At 74.5% G+C, this 16917-nt stretch carries 16 protein-coding genes; 10 read left to right on the forward strand and 6 right to left on the reverse strand.

Annotated features, from left to right (window positions below; translation table 11 throughout):
- Positions 1 to 60: 60 nt before the first annotated feature.
- The 3 genes from ACZ47G_RS29285 to ACZ47G_RS29295 form a co-directional block, all read right to left on the reverse strand.
- Positions 61 to 993 carry a hypothetical protein gene (locus ACZ47G_RS29285; RefSeq protein WP_465747710.1) on the reverse strand — a complete coding sequence of 311 codons (933 nt, stop codon included), beginning with the start codon at positions 991 to 993 and terminating at the stop codon, positions 61 to 63.
- Positions 987 to 1466 carry a hypothetical protein gene (locus ACZ47G_RS29290; RefSeq protein WP_465747712.1) on the reverse strand — a complete coding sequence of 160 codons (480 nt, stop codon included), beginning with the start codon at positions 1464 to 1466 and terminating at the stop codon, positions 987 to 989. The genes ACZ47G_RS29285 and ACZ47G_RS29290 overlap by 7 nt, the downstream gene beginning before the upstream one ends.
- A 281-nt stretch (positions 1467 to 1747) precedes the next feature.
- A complete protein-coding gene (locus ACZ47G_RS29295; protein WP_465747714.1) occupies positions 1748 to 2617 on the reverse strand; it encodes a hypothetical protein in 870 nt (289 codons plus the stop codon).
- A gap of 149 nt (positions 2618 to 2766) precedes the next feature.
- Between ACZ47G_RS29295 and ACZ47G_RS29300 the strand changes: the two genes are divergently transcribed.
- The 3 genes from ACZ47G_RS29300 to ACZ47G_RS29310 all read left to right on the forward strand — a co-directional run bounded on the left by ACZ47G_RS29300 (position 2767) and on the right by ACZ47G_RS29310 (position 5413).
- Positions 2767 to 3240 carry a pyridoxamine 5'-phosphate oxidase family protein gene (locus tag ACZ47G_RS29300; protein ID WP_465747716.1) on the forward strand — a complete coding sequence of 158 codons (474 nt, stop codon included), beginning with the start codon at positions 2767 to 2769 and terminating at the stop codon, positions 3238 to 3240.
- A 137-nt stretch (positions 3241 to 3377) separates the two neighbouring features.
- On the forward strand, positions 3378 to 3830 hold the full coding sequence (locus ACZ47G_RS29305; RefSeq protein WP_465747718.1) for a MaoC family dehydratase: 453 nt from the start codon (positions 3378 to 3380) through the stop codon (positions 3828 to 3830).
- A gap of 404 nt (positions 3831 to 4234) precedes the next feature.
- Positions 4235 to 5413: an MBL fold metallo-hydrolase gene (locus ACZ47G_RS29310; RefSeq protein WP_465747868.1), complete on the forward strand. Its 1179-nt coding sequence runs from the start codon at positions 4235 to 4237 to the stop codon at positions 5411 to 5413.
- 69 nt (positions 5414 to 5482) lie between these two features.
- Here ACZ47G_RS29310 and ACZ47G_RS29315 read toward each other — a convergent pair whose 3' ends face one another.
- On the reverse strand, positions 5483 to 6439 hold the full coding sequence (locus tag ACZ47G_RS29315; protein WP_465747720.1) for a DUF389 domain-containing protein: 957 nt from the start codon (positions 6437 to 6439) through the stop codon (positions 5483 to 5485).
- A gap of 261 nt (positions 6440 to 6700) precedes the next feature.
- Between ACZ47G_RS29315 and ACZ47G_RS29320 the strand changes: the two genes are divergently transcribed.
- The gene (locus ACZ47G_RS29320) at positions 6701 to 7612 is read left to right on the forward strand and encodes an acyl-CoA thioesterase (protein WP_465747722.1); all 912 of its coding nucleotides are present in this window, start codon (positions 6701 to 6703) and stop codon (positions 7610 to 7612) included.
- A gap of 188 nt (positions 7613 to 7800) precedes the next feature.
- A complete protein-coding gene (locus ACZ47G_RS29325) occupies positions 7801 to 8541 on the forward strand; it encodes a TetR/AcrR family transcriptional regulator (protein WP_465747724.1) in 741 nt (246 codons plus the stop codon).
- A 16-nt stretch (positions 8542 to 8557) separates the two neighbouring features.
- On the opposite strand, the gene ACZ47G_RS29330 is transcribed toward ACZ47G_RS29325, so the two are convergent.
- On the reverse strand, positions 8558 to 9898 hold the full coding sequence (locus ACZ47G_RS29330; protein WP_465747726.1) for a sulfite oxidase: 1341 nt from the start codon (positions 9896 to 9898) through the stop codon (positions 8558 to 8560).
- A 67-nt stretch (positions 9899 to 9965) separates the two neighbouring features.
- Here ACZ47G_RS29330 and ACZ47G_RS29335 point away from each other — a divergent pair, with 67 nt between their 5' ends.
- The 5 genes from ACZ47G_RS29335 to ACZ47G_RS29355 all read left to right on the forward strand — a co-directional run bounded on the left by ACZ47G_RS29335 (position 9966) and on the right by ACZ47G_RS29355 (position 14922).
- Entirely contained in the window at positions 9966 to 10766 is an 801-nt protein-coding gene (locus ACZ47G_RS29335; protein WP_465747727.1) for an alpha/beta fold hydrolase, read from the forward strand.
- Between the two features lie 104 nt (positions 10767 to 10870).
- Positions 10871 to 11242 (forward strand): MerR family transcriptional regulator, encoded by a 372-nt coding sequence (locus ACZ47G_RS29340; protein ID WP_465747729.1) that lies wholly within the window; start codon positions 10871 to 10873, stop codon positions 11240 to 11242.
- Positions 11243 to 11368: 126 nt separating this feature from the next.
- Positions 11369 to 13021, forward strand: coding sequence for a BCCT family transporter (locus ACZ47G_RS29345; RefSeq protein ID WP_465747731.1), 1653 nt, complete (start codon positions 11369 to 11371; stop codon positions 13019 to 13021).
- Positions 13022 to 13178: 157 nt separating this feature from the next.
- On the forward strand, positions 13179 to 13358 hold the full coding sequence (locus tag ACZ47G_RS29350) for a hypothetical protein (protein ID WP_465747733.1): 180 nt from the start codon (positions 13179 to 13181) through the stop codon (positions 13356 to 13358).
- 190 nt (positions 13359 to 13548) lie between these two features.
- On the forward strand, positions 13549 to 14922 hold the full coding sequence (locus tag ACZ47G_RS29355) for an NAD(P)/FAD-dependent oxidoreductase (protein WP_465747735.1): 1374 nt from the start codon (positions 13549 to 13551) through the stop codon (positions 14920 to 14922).
- An 89-nt stretch (positions 14923 to 15011) separates the two neighbouring features.
- Here the strand turns inward: ACZ47G_RS29355 and ACZ47G_RS29360 are convergent, their stop codons facing one another.
- The gene (locus tag ACZ47G_RS29360) at positions 15012 to 16802 is read right to left on the reverse strand and encodes a DUF2398 family protein (RefSeq protein ID WP_465747737.1); all 1791 of its coding nucleotides are present in this window, start codon (positions 16800 to 16802) and stop codon (positions 15012 to 15014) included.
- Between the last annotated feature and the right edge of the window lie 115 nt (positions 16803 to 16917).

Consider the following 16917-nt stretch of genomic DNA (forward strand, 5'->3'; position numbering starts at 1 on the left):
TCCGCCCTTCCCTCGTACGCTTTCCGGATCGTCAGTAGCCGAACGGCTCGCTCGGCGCGGTCAGTTGAGGACCTGCACCTCGGCGACCTTGACCTCGAAGGGTTCGCTGTCCTGCTGCATGGGCGGGAGCGAGTAGCTCTCCGGCTTCGGCCCCGTGACGACCACGTCGGCCACCCAGTGGGTCGACACCGTGGCACTGAAGACGCCGTTCTGCCGGGTGCCCGAGCCGACCTTGAACAGGTAGCCGCAGTCCGGGGATTCGGCGCCCCGGTACTTGGGGTCGTACGGCGTCCCGGCGCTCGCGCACTGCTTGGTCCCGCCGGTGCCGAAGTCCCAGCTGGTGCCGGTCAGTCGGGCCGTGACGGTGACCGTCACCCCGCCGGAGGCGGCGTACCCGGCCTTGGGCGGCGTCACGTCGTCCGCCCAGAGCCAGACCGGCGCGTTGACCACCGCCGTCCCGCCGGGCGCAATCCGGCCCTTCGGCACCGGGAGGTGGACCTGGTCCCTCGCCTCCCGCTTGAGCTCCGCCACGCTCTTCACCCGCTGCCCGGTGGGCACGAACACGAACTGGGCGCCGTCCTGGCCGCCGTTGGTCTGCGGGCAGACCTTGGAGTAGATCGAGCCGTCGGTGGGCTTGTTGGTGCCCCAGGCCGAGTCGCTCGCCGGGGGCTGCTGGTCCAACTGGCGGTAGTAGCAGCCCTCGCCGCTGTCGAACGAGCCCCACTGGGGGTCGTAGCACGCCCACTGCACGCCGTGGTAGCTGCACAGGTCCGAACCGCTGTCCGACGACCCTCCGCCGCTTCCGCCCGGATTCCCGGTGGCGGTCGATCCACCGGAATCGGCGTGCGCGCAGATCACGTTCGGGAAACACTGTTCGGCCCCGCCGCTCGGCGGTTCGTCCGCCGTCGCCGTCACCACCGAGGACAGCAGCAACCCGGCCGACAAGGACGCGACGACCGCGAATCGTCCGGCCGATTTCCGCGCGTTCAGCATGTCCGGTCCACCTCCCGTGTGAACTCGTAGATCAGCCAATGTGCTTGGAACCTGCGCAGGGAGGCGGTCGCGACGTAGCGGTCCAACCGTCCGCCCGGATCCTTCGCCGCCCGGGTGACGGCATCGACGCGGTGCCAGCCCGATAGATCGACACAGTCCTCGATCACGGCGGTCTGCGGATCGGCATTCAGATCGATCGCCTTCACCACCGCGGAATTGCGCGGTACTCCGGTCATCACCACTTTGGCGTCGTGGAGTTGGTGGAGGCCGACCAGGACGTCCGAGAGCGCCCGCCCGGAGGAGTACTGCTCCAGCGCCGATCCGTCCGAATCCGTACGCCCGTAAGCCTCGGTCTGCGCCCGCCACCAGTCCTGATACGCGTTCAGGGCCAGCCGCCCCATCGCCCCTTCCGGGCCGTCGGTCGGCGCGATCGCGGTGTTTACCGGACCACCCGAAGGAGTTAACGGGCCCACTCCCGCAACCGTGGGAGCGGGCGACCCCAGACGATCGACGGAACCACCGGCACCACCACTCGCACAAGCGCCGAGGAGTAACACCAGTACCGCCCCGCCAGTCCCAACCGCCCCAGGGCGCAACACATTTCCGCGCTGCCGCATCGCCCCACCTCGTCGCGACCGAGCCGATCCGTGATCCACGGCCGCCAGGAGAATTCCGAAGTCCCGCCGGTGTTTCCACTGGGGATCGATTCTTCGCCAACCCACCCCATCACGGCAACACCTCAGGCCCCCTGACCTTACGCGGAGGGCGGTTCCGTCGGGGCACTTTCCCGCCACAGAACGGCCAACAGTTCTTCGGAAAGCGACAATCCGGCCAATGCGCCCCGAACGGCGGCCCGATTGCGCATCAACAGGCGCCCGCCCTGCGGCGGAACGAGCAGGCGCGCGCCCGGCGCACCCGAACTACCGGACGGATCACCGCCGTCGAGCAGCCCGGCCACGGCGGGCTGGAGGTCCAGCGGGCCGACGGCCGCGGGGGCACCCGGGACGCCCTGCCGCAGGACGGTGGTGAGCGCCCGACTGAACGAGCCCTCCTCGCCCGGCAGTACGGCGTCCCGGCCGCGTCTGCCCGGGGCGTAGCGGCTGCCGGCGGCGTAGCGGCCGATCCGGCCCCACAGCGGGACCCTGGAGTAGCTGAGCAGCTCACCCGCACTGTCCTCGCCGGACCGCTCCAGCGCCGTCCAGGTGTCCCGGTCGGCCACCGCGTCGACCAGCAGCAGCGCCTCCTCCTGGTCACCGTGCACCATCGCGCTGACCACCCAGTCCCAGGCCAGGCCGCGCCGGTAGGCGTTGTCCGGGGTGCTGCCGCGCGTGACCAGGGCGAGCCGGCGCCCGCGCGGGTCGGCCACCAACTGGCCGACCAGGCAGACCACCAGCCAGCGGCCGGGGTGCTGGGCGGCGTCCCGGACGGCGGTGAGCATGGCGTTGGCGTCCGCGTCCGGCGCCACGGCGCTCACCCGGCAGCCCGCGGCGCCGGTGTCGAAGCACATCCCGGGCAGCACCTCGGCCAGCAGCCGGGCACCCGCCGGAGCGTGCGCCGAACCGCCGTAGGCCCGGTCGGGCCCCCCGTCCGCCCCGATCACCACCAGATCGACCCCGCCGGCCATCCGTCCGCCCCCTCCTCCGCCCGCCCCTCCACCGATCCCGACGCCGGGCAGGCTACCGCTCCGGGCGGGCGCCGACGGGGCTCCCGACCCCTCCGCTCAGGGACCATGGGCCCTATCGACGCACGCGCCGACCGAGGACGATCGGACGCATGGAGCGTGAGGACCATGTGGAGACCCTGAGCGAGGCCGAGTGCCTGCGGCTGCTCAGCACCGTGCCCGTCGGGCGCGTGGTGTACACCGAGCACGCACTGCCGGCCGTCCTGCCGGTCTCCTTCGAGGTCCTGGACGGGCGGCTGGTGCTCGCCGTACGCCGGGGAAGTGCCACCGCGCGCGGGCTTGACGGCACGGTGGTGGCGTTCCAGGCGGACATGCTGGACCCGGTCACCCGCACCGGGTGGAGCGTGCTGGTGCACGGGCGGGCCGACGCGGTCAGCGAGCCCGAGCAGGTGCGGCGGGTGCTGCGCTCCGGCCTGCGGCCGTGGGTGGGCGACCCGGAGCCGCTGTTCATCGCGCTGGTGCCGGAACTGGTCAGCGGCCGGCGGCTGTTCCCCGGCGGCCAGGGCCCGACCGGCCGGGGCGCGGCGGCAGCCGGCCCGCTCGGGCGACCGCTGCGACGGCCCTGACCCGAGCCCGCGGTGCGTGCTCGGATACGTCGCGATCCGGTGATTCGTACTCCGCTCCTGACAGGTACCGGCGGGTAGGCATACGCTTCCGGCGTCCTGGCCCCTCCCCGGGGCCCGTCCCCCTCCAGGAGCGCACCGTGACGACCTTCGCCTCCCTCGCCGAGCTGACCGCCGCCGTCGGCACCGAACTGGGCACCAGCGAGTGGCACACCATCGACCAGCGGACCATCGACCTCTTCGCCGAGGCCACCGGGGACCACCAGTGGATCCACGTGGACCCGGAGCGCGCCAAGGAGAGCCAGTTCGGCTCGACCATCGCGCACGGCTACCTGACCCAGTCGATGATCCCGGTGCTGGCCAAGGAGTGCTACGGCGTCGAGGGCGTGCGGATGGCGCTCAACTACGGCTCGGACAAGGTGCGCTTCCCGGCCCCGGTACCGGTGGGCACGGCGATCCGGGCCACCGCCGAGCTGCTCTCGGCCACCGAGGTACCGGGCGGGGTCCAGGCGGTGGTGCGGTTCACCATCACCAGCGAGCAGAGCGCCAAGCCGCACTGCGTCGCGGAGGCCATCACCCGCTTCTACGTGTAGCGGCGCGCCGGGGACGGGCGGGCTGGGCGCCTGGACGTCGGGCAGGCGGTCCATCAGGCGCCGGGTACGCCGATTGGACCGCGCCGAGCCCTCCACCGAGTCCGAACGGCCCACGGCGAGTAACGTCCGACGAGATGGTTGTCGTACCCCAGGGGGCTCATTCGCCCCCCGGGGTACGCGCCCCGGCCAGCCCGGTAGCCGTGACCGTCCCTGGAGGAGCCGTGCCCCGCCCCGTCTCGTGGTTCTCCCGTCTCGCCGGTCTGACCGCACAGTTCGCCCCGCCGCCCACCGGGCCGGCCGCACCCGCCGGACCCGCCACGCCCGCCGCACCCGCCGCACCCGCCGCACCCGCCGCCGACGGTGTCGCCCGCGGCCGTGTCAGCCCGGAGCGCGCCGTCCCCGGCCTGGCCGGGCTGCCCCGCGCCGCCTGGCACCGGGTCCGCACCGAGGCCTTCGGGGCCGAGCCCCGGGGCGAGCGGCTGGCCCGGATCCTCCGCTCGCCCCAGTTCGCCGACGGCGCCTTCCGCAACCCCGTGCCGACCCGCCGCCTGGTCTACGAGCGGAGCCCGCTGGAGATCACCCTCGCCCAGCTGAGCGGGGACAAGACCCGCCGGGCACCGGCGGCCGCCGTACCGGTGCACCGGCTGCTCCCGGTCGACCTCGCCACCCCGCCCGCCTCCGGACTGCGGCTCACCTGGCTCGGTCACGCCACCGTGCTCGCCGAGATCGGCGGACGGCGCGTCCTGATCGACCCGGTCTGGGGCGAGCGCTGCTCCCCATTCGACTGGACCGGGCCCAAGCGGCTGCACCCGGTGCCGCTGCCGCTGTCCGAGCTCGGCCCGGTGGACGTGGTGGTGATCTCCCACGACCACTACGACCACCTCGACATGCGCACCGTGCGGGCCCTGATCGGCAGCGGCGCGGTGTTCGTGGTCCCGCTCGGGGTCGGGGCGCACCTGGAGCACTGGGGGGTGCCGACCGCGCGGATCGTCGAACTGGACTGGTGGGAGTCGGCCGAGGTCGCCGGGCTGACCCTGACCGCCACGCCCGCCCGGCACTACTGCAGCCGCGGGCCGCGCACCAGCGCGCTGTTCCTGTGGGCGTCCTGGGTGATCGCGGGCGGCGGGCACCGGATCTTCCACAGCGGGGACACCGGCTACTTCCCGGGCTTCGCGGAGATCGGGCGCCGGCTCGGTCCGTTCGACGCGACGATGATGCAGGTCGGCGCGTACAGCGAGTTCTGGCCCGAGGTGCACATGACCCCGGAGGAGGGCGTCCGGGCCCACCTGGACGTGGGGGGCGAGCTGATGCTGCCGATCCACTGGTGCACCTTCAACCTGGCGATCCACCCATGGGAGGAGCCCGCCGAACGCGTGGTCACCGCCGCCCAGGCGCTCGGCGCCCACCTGGCGGTACCCCGCCCCGGCAAGCCCTTCGAACCCGCCGACCCACCGGCCCTGCGGCTGTGGTGGCGCGCCGTCGCCGCCACCCCGCGCGGCATCGAGCCGCTGGTGGCGCGGCGCACGGAGGTGCGGGAGCCGGTGGCGGAGCCGGGCGAACAGATTTCAAATTCTGTTAGCTGAAATCTGTTCTCTGAAATCTGAAAGCTGTTCGCTGAAAGCTGTCAGTTGAACTCAGTCAGTTGAACTCTGTCAGTTGAACTCCGTTCGCTCCGCCCTCCCCCGTCGGCGCCGGATCACCGCCCAGCCCGCCTCCTGCACCAGCAGGGTCAGCACCCCGGCCAGCACGATCCCCAGCAGGTTCAGCAGCAACTGCACGCTGGAGCCCCAGAACTGGTCGACCTTGCCGTACCCGAGGGCGACCGCCGCGTTGGCGGCGGCCGGCACGGTGGTCACCGAGATCGCGACGCCCACCAGGGTGCCCGCCTTCGCGGAGGTCAGCGAGAGCAGTCCGGCGATGCCGGCCAGGAAGGCCACCACGAAGGAGGTCGCGTCCGGCTGCCAGATGAAGGAGGTGTTCGGGCGCGCGGCGTCGAACCTGGCCTCCGAGAAGAGCCCCAGAGCGTCCATCAGCAGCCCGAAGCACACGGTCAGCGCCATCGCCACCAGGAAGCCCGTCACCAGGGCGTTCAGCGAGCGCAGCGCCGGGCGGGTCCGGCGCTGGACGAGCGCCACGCAAAGCCCGGCCAGCGGTCCGAACTCCGGGCCGACGGCCATCGCGCCGACCACCAGGATGGCGCTGTCCAGCACCGAGCCGCAGGCCGCCAGCATGGTGGCGACGGTGAGGAAGGCCAGGAACACCCAGGTGAGGGTGGACTCCTCGTGGGTGATCTCGGAGACCGACTCCCACACCAGGGCGTCGGCCCCCTCGCCCGGGGCCAGCCTTTCGGCCTCGTCGGCCGCCGCCGAGAGGGCCAGGTCGAGCGTCGAGACGTCGATCGCCCCGCGCTCGACCAGGCCCGTCCCGCGCAGTGCGCCCAGCACCTCGTCCAGCGACTCCCGGGCCACGTCGCAGAGCACCACGTCCCCGGCGGGCCGGACGGCCGCGTCCGGCAGGACCACCACGTGGGTCACCCCCACCGAGTCGTCCAGGCAGCCGAGCACCGGCCCGCGCAGGTCGGGCGGGACGATCAGGCGAAGGTGCAGCACGGGTACTCCGGGGCGACGGGCGGCGGGACCGAAATCCCGCCCACCCTAGGCCCTGACGCCCCATCCGGCCCGCGAGCACCCCTCCTCAGCCCACGAAGACGTCCCGCAGCGCCCAGGCCTCCTCGGCCATGCCATGCGGAGCACGCTGGGTGACGGCTCCGACATCCCGACCGGCCGGCACCGGACTGCAACACGTTCTACAGGCGGAGAGCGTTACCCACGTCACACCACCGCACGGTTGGCTTCTGCCACTATGGGCCGGTGACCGACCTGACAGAACAGCAGAAACCGACCGAGCAGGCGCCCGCCCCGGCCACCCCGTTCGCCGAACTGCTGGAGATCGAGCAGCTGGACGAGAACACGTTCCGGGGCCACTGCCACGCCGGCGCCCCGATGCGCGCGTTCGGCGGGCACGTCGCCGCCCAGGCGCTCGCCGCCGCCGGGCGCACCTGCGCCGCCAGGCGCGCGGTGCACTCGCTGCACGGCTACTTCCTGCTGCCCGGGGACCCGACCCGGCCGATCGAGTACCGGGTCGACCGGCTGCGCGAGGGCTTCACCTACGCCACCCGCAGGGTCCGCGCGGTGCAGGACCGGAACGAGATCTTCGACCTCACCGCCTCCTTCAAGCTCCCCGAGCCGGCCGCCGGCGACCGCCACCGCGAGATGCCGCCGCTGCCCGGCCCGGAGACCCTGCCGGACGCCTTCTCGCACTGGGACGAGGAGCTGCGCACCGCGATCAAGGCCACCGACGGCTTCCGCGACCTCGAACTGCGCTTCGTGCCGCCGGACGCCCCGGGCACGCCCCCGGCCACCCGGGGGATGACGCAGCAGTTCGTCTGGCTGCGCATCGCCACCCCGCTGCCGGGCACCGACCCGCTGCTGCACACCTGCGCGCTCGCCTACCTGTCCGACCTCACCCTGGCCTCCACCGCCGGGCTGCACGAACAGCCGAACTTCTTCCAGCGCACCGAGCCGCCCCGGCTGCTGATGACCTCGCTGGACCACGCCATGTGGTTCCACCGCCCGTTCCGGGCCGACGAGTGGCTGCTGTTCGCCCAGCGCAGCCCGTCCGCCTCGGACGGCCGGGGCCTGTCGCTCGGCGAGTTCTACGACCGGGACGGCCGGCTGGTGGCGTCCGCCGTCCAGGAGGCGCTGATCCGGAGGATGCCGTAGCTCCCCGGGGCGCCGCGGCGGTCCCGCGAAGGCCCCGGCCCCGCGAAGGCCCCCGGCGAACGCCCCCCCACCAACACCTCCGGGCGCCCCGACGCGCCCCCGGCGGGACCCCGGTGGCCGCCGGGCGAACGGAAGGGGGCCGGTCGGCGTCATACTCCTGAGCGGCCCCGGCCCGTATCATGGTGCGGGTGACCAAGGTTGACCTGTCACCACGGCCGGTGGAGACGATGTCTCCGCGTCAGCTCGAACGCCGCGAAAGCCTGATCGCGGCCGCGCTCGCCCTGGTGAACGAGATCGGCGTCGAGCGGCTCCAGATGAAGCAGGTGTGCGAGCGGTCCGGAGTCGCCCTGGGGACGGCGTACCGCTACTTCTCCTCCAAGGACCATCTCCTGGCGGCGGCGATCGCCGAGTGGCACCGCCTGCTGCTCGCGGACCTGGTGGCCGAGCTGCGGGGGCCGCGCGCCGGGCTGGGGGCCACCGACCGGGCGGTCCGGTTCGTCCGGGGCGGGATGCGGGCCTACCAGCGCCAGCCCGAACTGGCGCGGCTACGGGTGGCCGTCGCCGCCTCCACCGACCCCTTCGCCAGCGAGGCACTGCAGGGCATGGCCCGGGCCGACAGCACCGCCCTCCAGGCGGTGACGGCCGAGGTGCCGGCGGCGGCCAGCGAGCTGGTGCGGCACATCGTGGCGCACGCCTGGCAGGGCGAGCTGACCGCCTGGGTGACCGGCCGCACCACCCTCGGGGACGCCCGGCGGCGGCTGGAGGACGTGGTGCGGCTGGTGCTGACCCCGTACGAGACCCACTACCCGGCCCCGTACGAGGTCCAGGCCACCAGACCGGCCCCCTACGAGGTCCAGACCACGGGACCGGCCCCGTACGAGGTCCAGGCCACCAGACCGGCCCCGTACGAGGTCCGGTCCACCGGCTGAGCGGCCGGGCAGGGGTCTAGCCGACCGTCACCGGGTGCGCCACCACCGCGCCGAACAGGTAGCCCTCGCGGTTGAACGCCGCCCGCTCGGGCTGGGTGGCACCCCGGTGGTCCGTCGCACGGGCGCGCAGCTCGTAGCGGCCGGGCCGCTCGGGCCGCCAGGTGACGCTCCAGCGCGTCCAGCCGCCGGCGGACGGCTCCTCGTCCAGTTCGGCGGCCCGCCAGCTCCGGCCGCCGTCGGTGCTCACCTCGACCAGCCGCACCGGGGCCGCGCCGGACCACGAGCGCCCGTGCAGCCGGTGCTCGCGCCCGGCCTCCAGCCGCGCGCCCTCGGCCAGTTCGAAGGCGGACTTGACCACCTGGGTGGTGAGCGCGGCGCCGCCGCCGGGCGGCTGGTCCGGGCCGAACATCCGGTAGAACTCGGTGTTCCAGGGCGAGTGGAGCGGGTGGTCGGCCACCTCGATGTCGCCGACCCACTTGATCGAGGCGATGCCGACCCAACCGGGCACCACCAGCCGCACCGGTGCACCGTGGTCGGGGGTCAGCGGCTCCCCGTTCATCTCGTACGCGAGCAGCGCGTCGTCCAGCGCCTTGGCGATCGGCAGCGGGCGGCGCACCGGGCCGTGGTTGACGCCGTCGACGACGTAGTCCGGGTCCAGGCCGGTCGGCAGCACGTCCACCGCGCCGTCGGTCAGCCCGGCGGCCCGCAGTACCTCGGCCAGCCGTACGCCCCGCCAGGCCGCCGAGCCGATGCTGCCCAGCGTCCACGGGGTGCCGGGGACGCGCTGGCCCTGCTGGCGGTGGAAGTAGCTGCGGCCGTTGCCGGCGCACTCGATCAGCGCGTCGGTCCGGATGGCGGGCAGCGCCCGCAGGTCGGCCAGGCCGAACTCGACCGCCCGCTCCGGCCCCGGGGCGCCGCGCAGTCCGCTGCCGAACAGCCGCAGCCGCCAGGTGTCCGGGTCGATCAGCGGGGTGCTGGTGTGGTTGCGGACGAAGAACCGTTCCACCGGGACGTGCCGGCCGACGGCGGCCCCGCCGTCGGCGTCGCGCAGCGCCTCCCAGCGCATCTCGGCGTTGGTGTCGCGCTGGACGAACCACTCGGCCGGCAGTGGCTTGACGATCCCGGGCAGGTTGACGCTTCCGGGCACGGGCCTGGCACCTCCTCGGCGGCCGTCCGGCCCGGGGCGCACACCGGGGCGGCCAACGCGGGCGGGTGGGCACCCCGGCGGCGGAGCGCAGCGGCATCCGGACGGCACTGTCCGGATGGCGCTCCTTTCCCCAGCGTAGGCGCTCCGGCGCGTTCCGTGACCAGGGCGGCGAGCAGGGGTTTCGCCCGAACCCGGGATTGACCTTCTCACCGGTGTGAACTCCTAGCGTTCCCGGTGTCGGAAGAAGCCCCGCCATGCCGAACACCGAGGAGCACCCGTGCCGTCCACCGCCCCCGCCCCGCTCGCCCCGCTCGCCCCGCTCGCCCCGCTCGCCCGGATCGTCCAGGGCTCCGGCCCCGGCCTGCTGCTCGCGCACGGCGCCGGCGGCAGCGCCCGGGACAACTGGGGCCCGCTGCTGCCCGACCTCGCCGCGCACCGCACCGTCGTCGCCCCCGACTACCCCGGCTCCGGCGACAGTCCGTACGAGCCGGGCGAGCCCACCCTGGACGACTACGCGGACCGGCTGGTCGCCGCCGCCGACGAGGAGGGCCTCGACACCTTCGACCTGGCCGGCTTCTCGCTGGGCGCCGCCGTGGCCGTCCGGATCGCCGGCCGCCACCCCGGGCGGGTCCGCTCGCTGCTGCTGATCGCGGGCCTGGCCGGCGGCTCGGCGCGGCAGAGCGCGCTGTCCGAGCTGATGGTCCGGCTTCGCGACCGGCCGGCCGAGCTCGCCGACCTGATGCTCACCGTCGTCCTCGGCCACAGCTGGGTGGACGCACTGCCCGCCGACCAGCTCGCGGCGCTGCGCGAGGGCCTCAAGTCCCCGCTGCCGGCCGGGTTCCCGCAGCAGTTCCGGCTCGCCGCGCGCACCGACGTCCGCGCCGAGCTGGCCTCGATCGGCGTGCCCACCCTGGTCGTCGGCGCCGCCGAGGACATGCTCGTCCAGCCGGCCCAGCACCGGCTGCTGGCCGAGGGCATCCCCGGCGCCCGCTACGCCGAACTCCCCAGCGGCCACCTGCCGATGGTCGAGGCACTGCCCCAACTGCGCGAGGTGGTACTGGAGTTCGTGAAGAGCTGACACACCGCCGCGGGTCGGGGGCCGGGCCCGCCGGGAACACTCCGCAGCGGGCCGGGGCCGGGACCGCCGGGAACACCTCGACCCCGGCCCGCGTTGGCCCGGTCATGCGCATCGGAGAACTCGCCCGGCTGACCGGGGTGTCCGCCCGGCTGCTCCGCTACTACGAGGAGCAGGGGCTGCTCCGGCCCGCCCGCACCACGGCCGGCTACCGCGAGTACGAGGAGCAGGACACCGTCCGGGCCTGGCAGATCCGCAGCCTGCTCGCGGCCGGCCTGCCCACCCGGGTCATCGCCGGGATCCTGCCCTGCGCCACCGGCCCGGTCCCGGTCCTGGAGTCCTGCCCGGACCTGCTGGCCACCCTGCGCGGCGAACTCGCCGATCTGGACGCCCGGATCGAGGACCTCACCCGCAGCCGCCGGGTGCTCTCCCACTACCTGGCGACCGCGCACACCCCGGGCAAGGAGCAGGCGGCCTGACGGGACGTTGGTCCCGACCCCGCCCGCTCCCCGGCGCGCCGCCCGGCCCCGAGGGCCGCCGACTGGACATAGTGCGACATACATCTTGAATCCCCGTATTCCGAGTATGTCGAGAGGTCCCGCCCGATGCACAGCCAGCCGCCGCAGCCCTCCCCTCCTGTGCGGGAGCCCGACGAACCCGGCGAGCCCGCCGCCACCCTCCCCACCGACCGGGCGGTGTTCGGCATCAGCGCCGCGCTGGTGCTGGCGGTGGTCGCCTGGGGCGTGTTCGCCGAGGACTCGCTCGGCCGGACCTCCAGCACCGCGCTCGGCTGGGTGCTGCACAACTTCGGCTGGCTGTTCGTGGTCGCCGCCGACGTCTTCCTCGCCCTCACCGTGCTGCTCGCCTTCAGCCGCTTCGGCCGGATCCGGCTCGGCCGCGACGACGACGAACCCGAGTTCTCCACCCTCGCCTGGGTGGCCATGATGTTCAGCGCCGGCATGGGCATCGGCCTGATGTTCTACGGCGTCGGCGAGCCCCTGCAGTTGTTCGCCGCCCCGCAGCCCGGCTCCGGACTGGAACCGCAGAGCCCGGCCGCCGCCCAGCAGGCCCTGGAGTTCTCGCTCTTCCACTGGACCCTGCACCCCTGGGCGATCTACGCGGTCGGCGGCCTCGCCCTCGCCTACACCACCTTCCGCAAGGGCCGGGGCAACCGGATCTCCGCCGCCTTCGTCCCGCTGATCGGGCAGCGCGGCGCGGACGGCTGGGCCGGGCGCACCATCGACCTGCTGGCCGTCTTCGCCACCGTCTTCGGCTCCGCGACCAGCCTCGGCCTCGGCGCCCTCCAGGTCGCCGACGGGCTCGGCTACATCACCTCCGTCCGCAACACCCAGAACGCCCAGCTGGTCATCATCGGCTCGCTGACCGCCGCCTTCGTGCTCTCCGCCTTCTCCGGCGTGCACAAGGGCGTCAAGTGGCTCTCCACCGCGAACGTGGTGCTGGCCTCGCTGATCATGCTGTTCGTCTTCGTGTTCGGGCCGACGGTCTTCGCCCTGGACTCGATCCCGGCCACCGTCGGCGGCTACCTCTCCGACCTGCTCGGCATGTCCACCCAGACCGGCGCCTTCACCGACGAGAGCTGGCTCGGCTCCTGGACGATCTTCTACTGGGCCTGGTGGCTCTCCTGGGCCCCCTTCGTCGGCACCTTCATCGCCCGCATCTCGCGCGGCCGCACCATCCGGCAGTTCCTGCTCGGCGTGCTGCTGGTGCCCAGTGGGGCCACCGTCGTCTGGTTCTGCGTGATGGGCGGCACCGCGATCCGGCTGGCCGGTACGGGCGCCGCCGACCTGGTCGCCACCATCCCGCGCGGCCCGGAGGCCTCGCTGTTCGAGATGCTGCGCTCGCTGCCGCTCGGCTCGGTCACCAGCGTGGTCGCGGTGCTGCTGGTGATGACCTTCTTCATCACCAGCGCCGACTCCGCCTCCCTGGTGCTCGGCTCGCTCTCCAGCCGCGGCTCGCTGCACCCGCGCACCCCGCTGGTGGTGGTCTGGGGCGTGCTGATGGGCGGGGTCGCCGCCGCCCTGCTGCTGGCCGGCGGGCTGACGGCGCTGCAGAACGCGACGATCCTGGTCGCGCTGCCCTTCGTGGTGGTGATGCTGCTGCTGTGCGTCTCCCTGGTGAAGGAGCTCCGGGAGGACCCGGCGGCCGGCCCCTCCCGCTTCCACCCGGCCCACGGCCTGCGGGACGCCGTCCGGGTCGCCGTCGGCGAGGCCCTCGCCGAGCGCGGCCGGCGCCGCTGAACCGGTCGCCGCAGGCCCTCCCGGGCACGACGCTGACCAGCGGATACGCCCCACCTGCCAGTCCGGTGGGGCGTATCCGGCCAACCGACGCCGGATCCCCGTCCGGACTTCACCCGCGCGTACCGACCGTTCACACCGCCCTGGGAGCCTCCCTGTCATGAACGCCAGCCCTCAGGCGCCCTACCAGGAACCGCGCTTCCCGCTCCCCCAGCGCCACCGCCGTCTGCTCGCCTGCACCGCCGTCCTCGCCTCCATCGCCCTCGGCACCCTCGGGGTCGGCGCCACCGTGGAGACCGTCCAGCACGGCCCGGTCGCCACCACCACCGCGAGCAAGTAGCCGACCCGACCCGCGCCACCCTTCCAGCACCGCGGTCCGGCCCCGGACGCGGTGCTTCCGTCGTTCCGGAGCCGGGAGGCCGGAGCCGGGGGCCGGGGGCGGGGGCCGGGGCGCGGAGGCCGGGGGCGGTTCCGATCCGAAGATCGGCAAGCCCTAAGATCGTTCCGCAACACGACGCGAAGGGGATGCAGTGGCGCGGGTTGCGATCATCGGTGGCGGTATCGGCGGGCTGGGAACGGCGCTCCTGCTCGGTCGGCGGGGCCACTCGGTCACGCTGTTCGAACAGGAGACGCGGCAGGCCGGGGACGACCTCGACCAGGACTTCTTCCGCTGGAACCGGCCGAGGGTCCCCCAGGCCGACCAGCCCCACTCCTTCCTCGCCCCCGTCCGCACGGTGCTGCGGGCCGAGGCGCCCGACGTCTACGCCGACCTGCTGGCCCGCGGCGCGCACGAGTACCACGACTTCGACTGGTTCGACGAGCACCCGCCGCACCGGGCCGGCGACGATGAACTGGTGACCCTGCGCACCCGGCGGATCGTGCTGGAGGCCGCACTGACCGAAGGCGTACGGCGGGAACCCGGCGTCGAGGTCCGGCGCGGCCGGCGGGTGACCGGCCTCGCCGTCCGGGACGGAGCCCCGCCCCGGGTCACCGGCGTACGGGTGGGCGGCGAGACCCACCCGGCCGACCTCGTCATCGACGCGGCCGGGCGCCGCTCGCCGGTGCCCGGCTGGCTGGCCCGGGCCGGCTGCCGACCGCCCGTGGTCGACAGCCACCGCACCGGGATCACCTACCTGTGCCGCTGGTACCGGCTGCGCGCCGACGGGCCGCGCGACCCCGGACGGGTGCGGACCGGCTCGGCCTCCGCATTCGCGCTCGCCGGCGTCTTCCCCTCCGACAACGACACCTTCGCGCTGAGCATGATCATCTCCACCGGTGACCGGACCCGCGGCTCGCTCGTCGACCCCGACGTATTCGAGGCCGTCGCCCGCCGGTTCCCCGCCTGCGCGGCCTGGCTCGACCTCGACCCCGAACCCCGGTCGGCCGTCCTGCCGATGGCCGGCCTGGACAACCGCTGGACCTCCCTCGCCGACGACGCCGGGCCCGTCGTCACCGGCCTGGTCAACACCGGCGACAGCCTCATCCACACCAACCCCACCCTCGGCCACGGCGTGGCCCTCGGCCTGCGCACCGCCCAGTACCTCGCCGCCCACGCCGACCAGGTCGCCGCGGACCCCACCGGCTACCACACCTGGACCGCCCGGAACCTCCGGCCGCTGTTCGACGAACAGGTGGCCGCCGACCGCGCCAACGAGCAGCGCCTCAACGACAGTTCACCACTCCCCGGGCTCCGCGCGGCCGCCCTCGCCGCCAGCGCCTTCGACGACCCCGTGGTCATGCGCGCCCGCGCCCAGACCCGCCACCTCGTCCGGCCGGCCAAGGAGGCCTACGGCACCGAGGAGATCGACCAGGCCGTCACCGCCTGGCTGGCCGCCAACCCGGACTTCAGCCCGCAGCACGACGGCCCGACCCGCGCCCAGTGGGACGCGCTCATCCCGGCCTGAACCTCTCCCGGCCTGATCCTCTCCCGGCCTGAACCTCATCCCGCCGCCGGCTCCCGCCCGGCCACCGGGGCAAGGCCGCCGGACAGGCCCTACGCCCGGAGGCCCTCGCGGGCCGGGGCGGGAGCCGGCGGCGGGATGGCGGGCCGGGAGTGCCGGCCGGTGCCCGGAGTGGGGCGGAGGTCGGGGGCCGGGGCGTAGCGGGCCGCCGGGGGGCGCAGCAGCCAGGTGGTGCGGGGGGTGGGGGTGATCAGGCCGAGGCCGTGCAGCAGGTCAAGGGCGTCGCGGCGCAGCGCGGTGCGGTCGGCGAGGTAGCGCGCGGGGAGGCCATGGTCGTCGGCGATGTCGCCGAGCAGGCCGTCTATCAGCGCGTCGGAGATCGGGACGTCACCCTCGGCGCTCTCGCCGGGCAGCGGGCGGACCTCCTCGACCAGGCGCTCGACCAGCAGTTGGGCGGCCTGGGCGAGGGTGCCGGTGCCGGGGAGGGCGAGGTCGGTGAGTTCGGCGGCCGGGTCGAGCAGGGCGACGCCCTCGGCGCGCAGTTCGGCCTCCAGCCCGAGGAACTCGGCGAGCGCGGCCGGGCCGCTGAGCCGGTGCTCGTCCAGCCATGCCCGGTGGTCCTCGGGGAGGTCGGCGGCGAGAACGGCGGGCGTCTCGGCGAGCAGCCGGCGTACGGCGGTGCCGGGTTCGGCCTCGGCGGCGCGGCGGATCAGGTCGGCGGCGTCGTCGGCGAGCGCGGGCGGGCCGGCCGGGACGGCGCGGGCGAGTTCGCGGTCGACGGTCAGCACGAAGGCGGTGTCGGCCGGGTCGGCCGGCAGGTCGCCCAGCACCTGCCAGTCGGCCAGCGCGGCGAGCGCCATCCCGAGGGCGGCCGGGTCGGCCGCGAGGTCGGGCGCGGCCTCGCGCATCGCGTCGAGCAGTCGCCCGTACCGGAGTTGCTCGGGGGCGTCGACGAGCAGGGCCAGCGCGAGCGCGAGCCGGGCGTAGCCGGCCGGGGTGAACGGGGCGCCGGTGGTGGGGTGTTCGAGGCGGCGGGCGGCGCCGGGGCCGAGGCCGGCCTTGCAGAGCCGGGCGTGCCAGGGGCCGACGACCAGGCGGTAGCCGAGCAGGGTGTCGAAGCGCTCGATGAGCCAGTCGCGGTGACGGCGGATCAGCGGGAAGCCGTCGGCGTGCGGGCCGGAGGCGGTGACCAGCGGGTGGGCGAGCAACAGCCGGGCGGCGATCCGGCGTTCGGCGTCCAGGAGTTCCGCACCGGAACGATCCTGCACCTCGCGGGCCGCCTCCGGGAGCGCCCGGCCGTGCTCCGGCCGGCGGTGCCTGCCGGGCCCGCCGGGCTTGGCGCCCGACCGGACGACGGGCAGTGCGGCGGCGTCCCGCCGGGCCCGGCGCAGGCCGCCCTCGGTACGGGCCTCGCGGGTGCGCGGCGCGGCGGCGGCGTGGGCGGTCGGGCCGTGCCACCAGCTGACGGCGGGGTCGGCGGGCTCGGCGGCGGTGCCGAGGTGCCGGGCGGGGTAGAGGCCGAAGGAGGCGGTGCACAGGTCGTCGGCGGTGCCGGGGGCGGCGGCGGCGAACCAGTGGGCGAGCCGCAGCAGCCCGGGGTCGGGCGAGAGCCTCTCGGCGGGCGCCTGCGGGCCGTCAGCACCGCGCCCGGCCACGGCTCGGACATCGGCTGCGACATCGGCTGCGACAGCCGCTCCGGCGTGGGCTTCGGCGGCGGCGGCATCGGTCTCGGCGTCGGCGTCGGCTTCGACATCGGCGGCCGGTTCGGCTCCGCGTACGGCGAGGGCGGCGTCGGCGGTTCCCCGTCCTGCCCCGCCCGTACGTCCGTCCGGCCTGCCGGTGGCCACCCGGGTGGCGCCGACCGCGTAGTCCTGCTGCTCCATGTCGGGATCCAGACTAGACGGTGACCGGTCACCCGGTGGCAGCAACCGTCCTCCTGAGGAACTCTCCGCAGGAGCCGCCGAAGCGGTCGCCCGCGCTCCGCTCCCCCGACCGCGC

The sequence above is a fragment of the Kitasatospora sp. NPDC030952 genome (genome assembly GCF_055571335.1).

Coding starts and splice junctions, on each gene's coding strand:
- ACZ47G_RS29340 (WP_465747729.1), top strand. CDS start 10,871: ATGCGCATCGGAGAACTCGCCCGGCTGACCGGGGTGTCCGCCCGGCTG.
- ACZ47G_RS29295 (WP_465747714.1), bottom strand. CDS start 2,617: ATGGCCGGCGGGGTCGATCTGGTGGTGATCGGGGCGGACGGGGGGCCC.
- ACZ47G_RS29285 (WP_465747710.1), bottom strand. CDS start 993: ATGCTGAACGCGCGGAAATCGGCCGGACGATTCGCGGTCGTCGCGTCC.
- ACZ47G_RS29360 (WP_465747737.1), bottom strand. CDS start 16,802: ATGGAGCAGCAGGACTACGCGGTCGGCGCCACCCGGGTGGCCACCGGC.
- ACZ47G_RS29300 (WP_465747716.1), top strand. CDS start 2,767: ATGGAGCGTGAGGACCATGTGGAGACCCTGAGCGAGGCCGAGTGCCTG.
- ACZ47G_RS29350 (WP_465747733.1), top strand. CDS start 13,179: ATGAACGCCAGCCCTCAGGCGCCCTACCAGGAACCGCGCTTCCCGCTC.
- ACZ47G_RS29345 (WP_465747731.1), top strand. CDS start 11,369: ATGCACAGCCAGCCGCCGCAGCCCTCCCCTCCTGTGCGGGAGCCCGAC.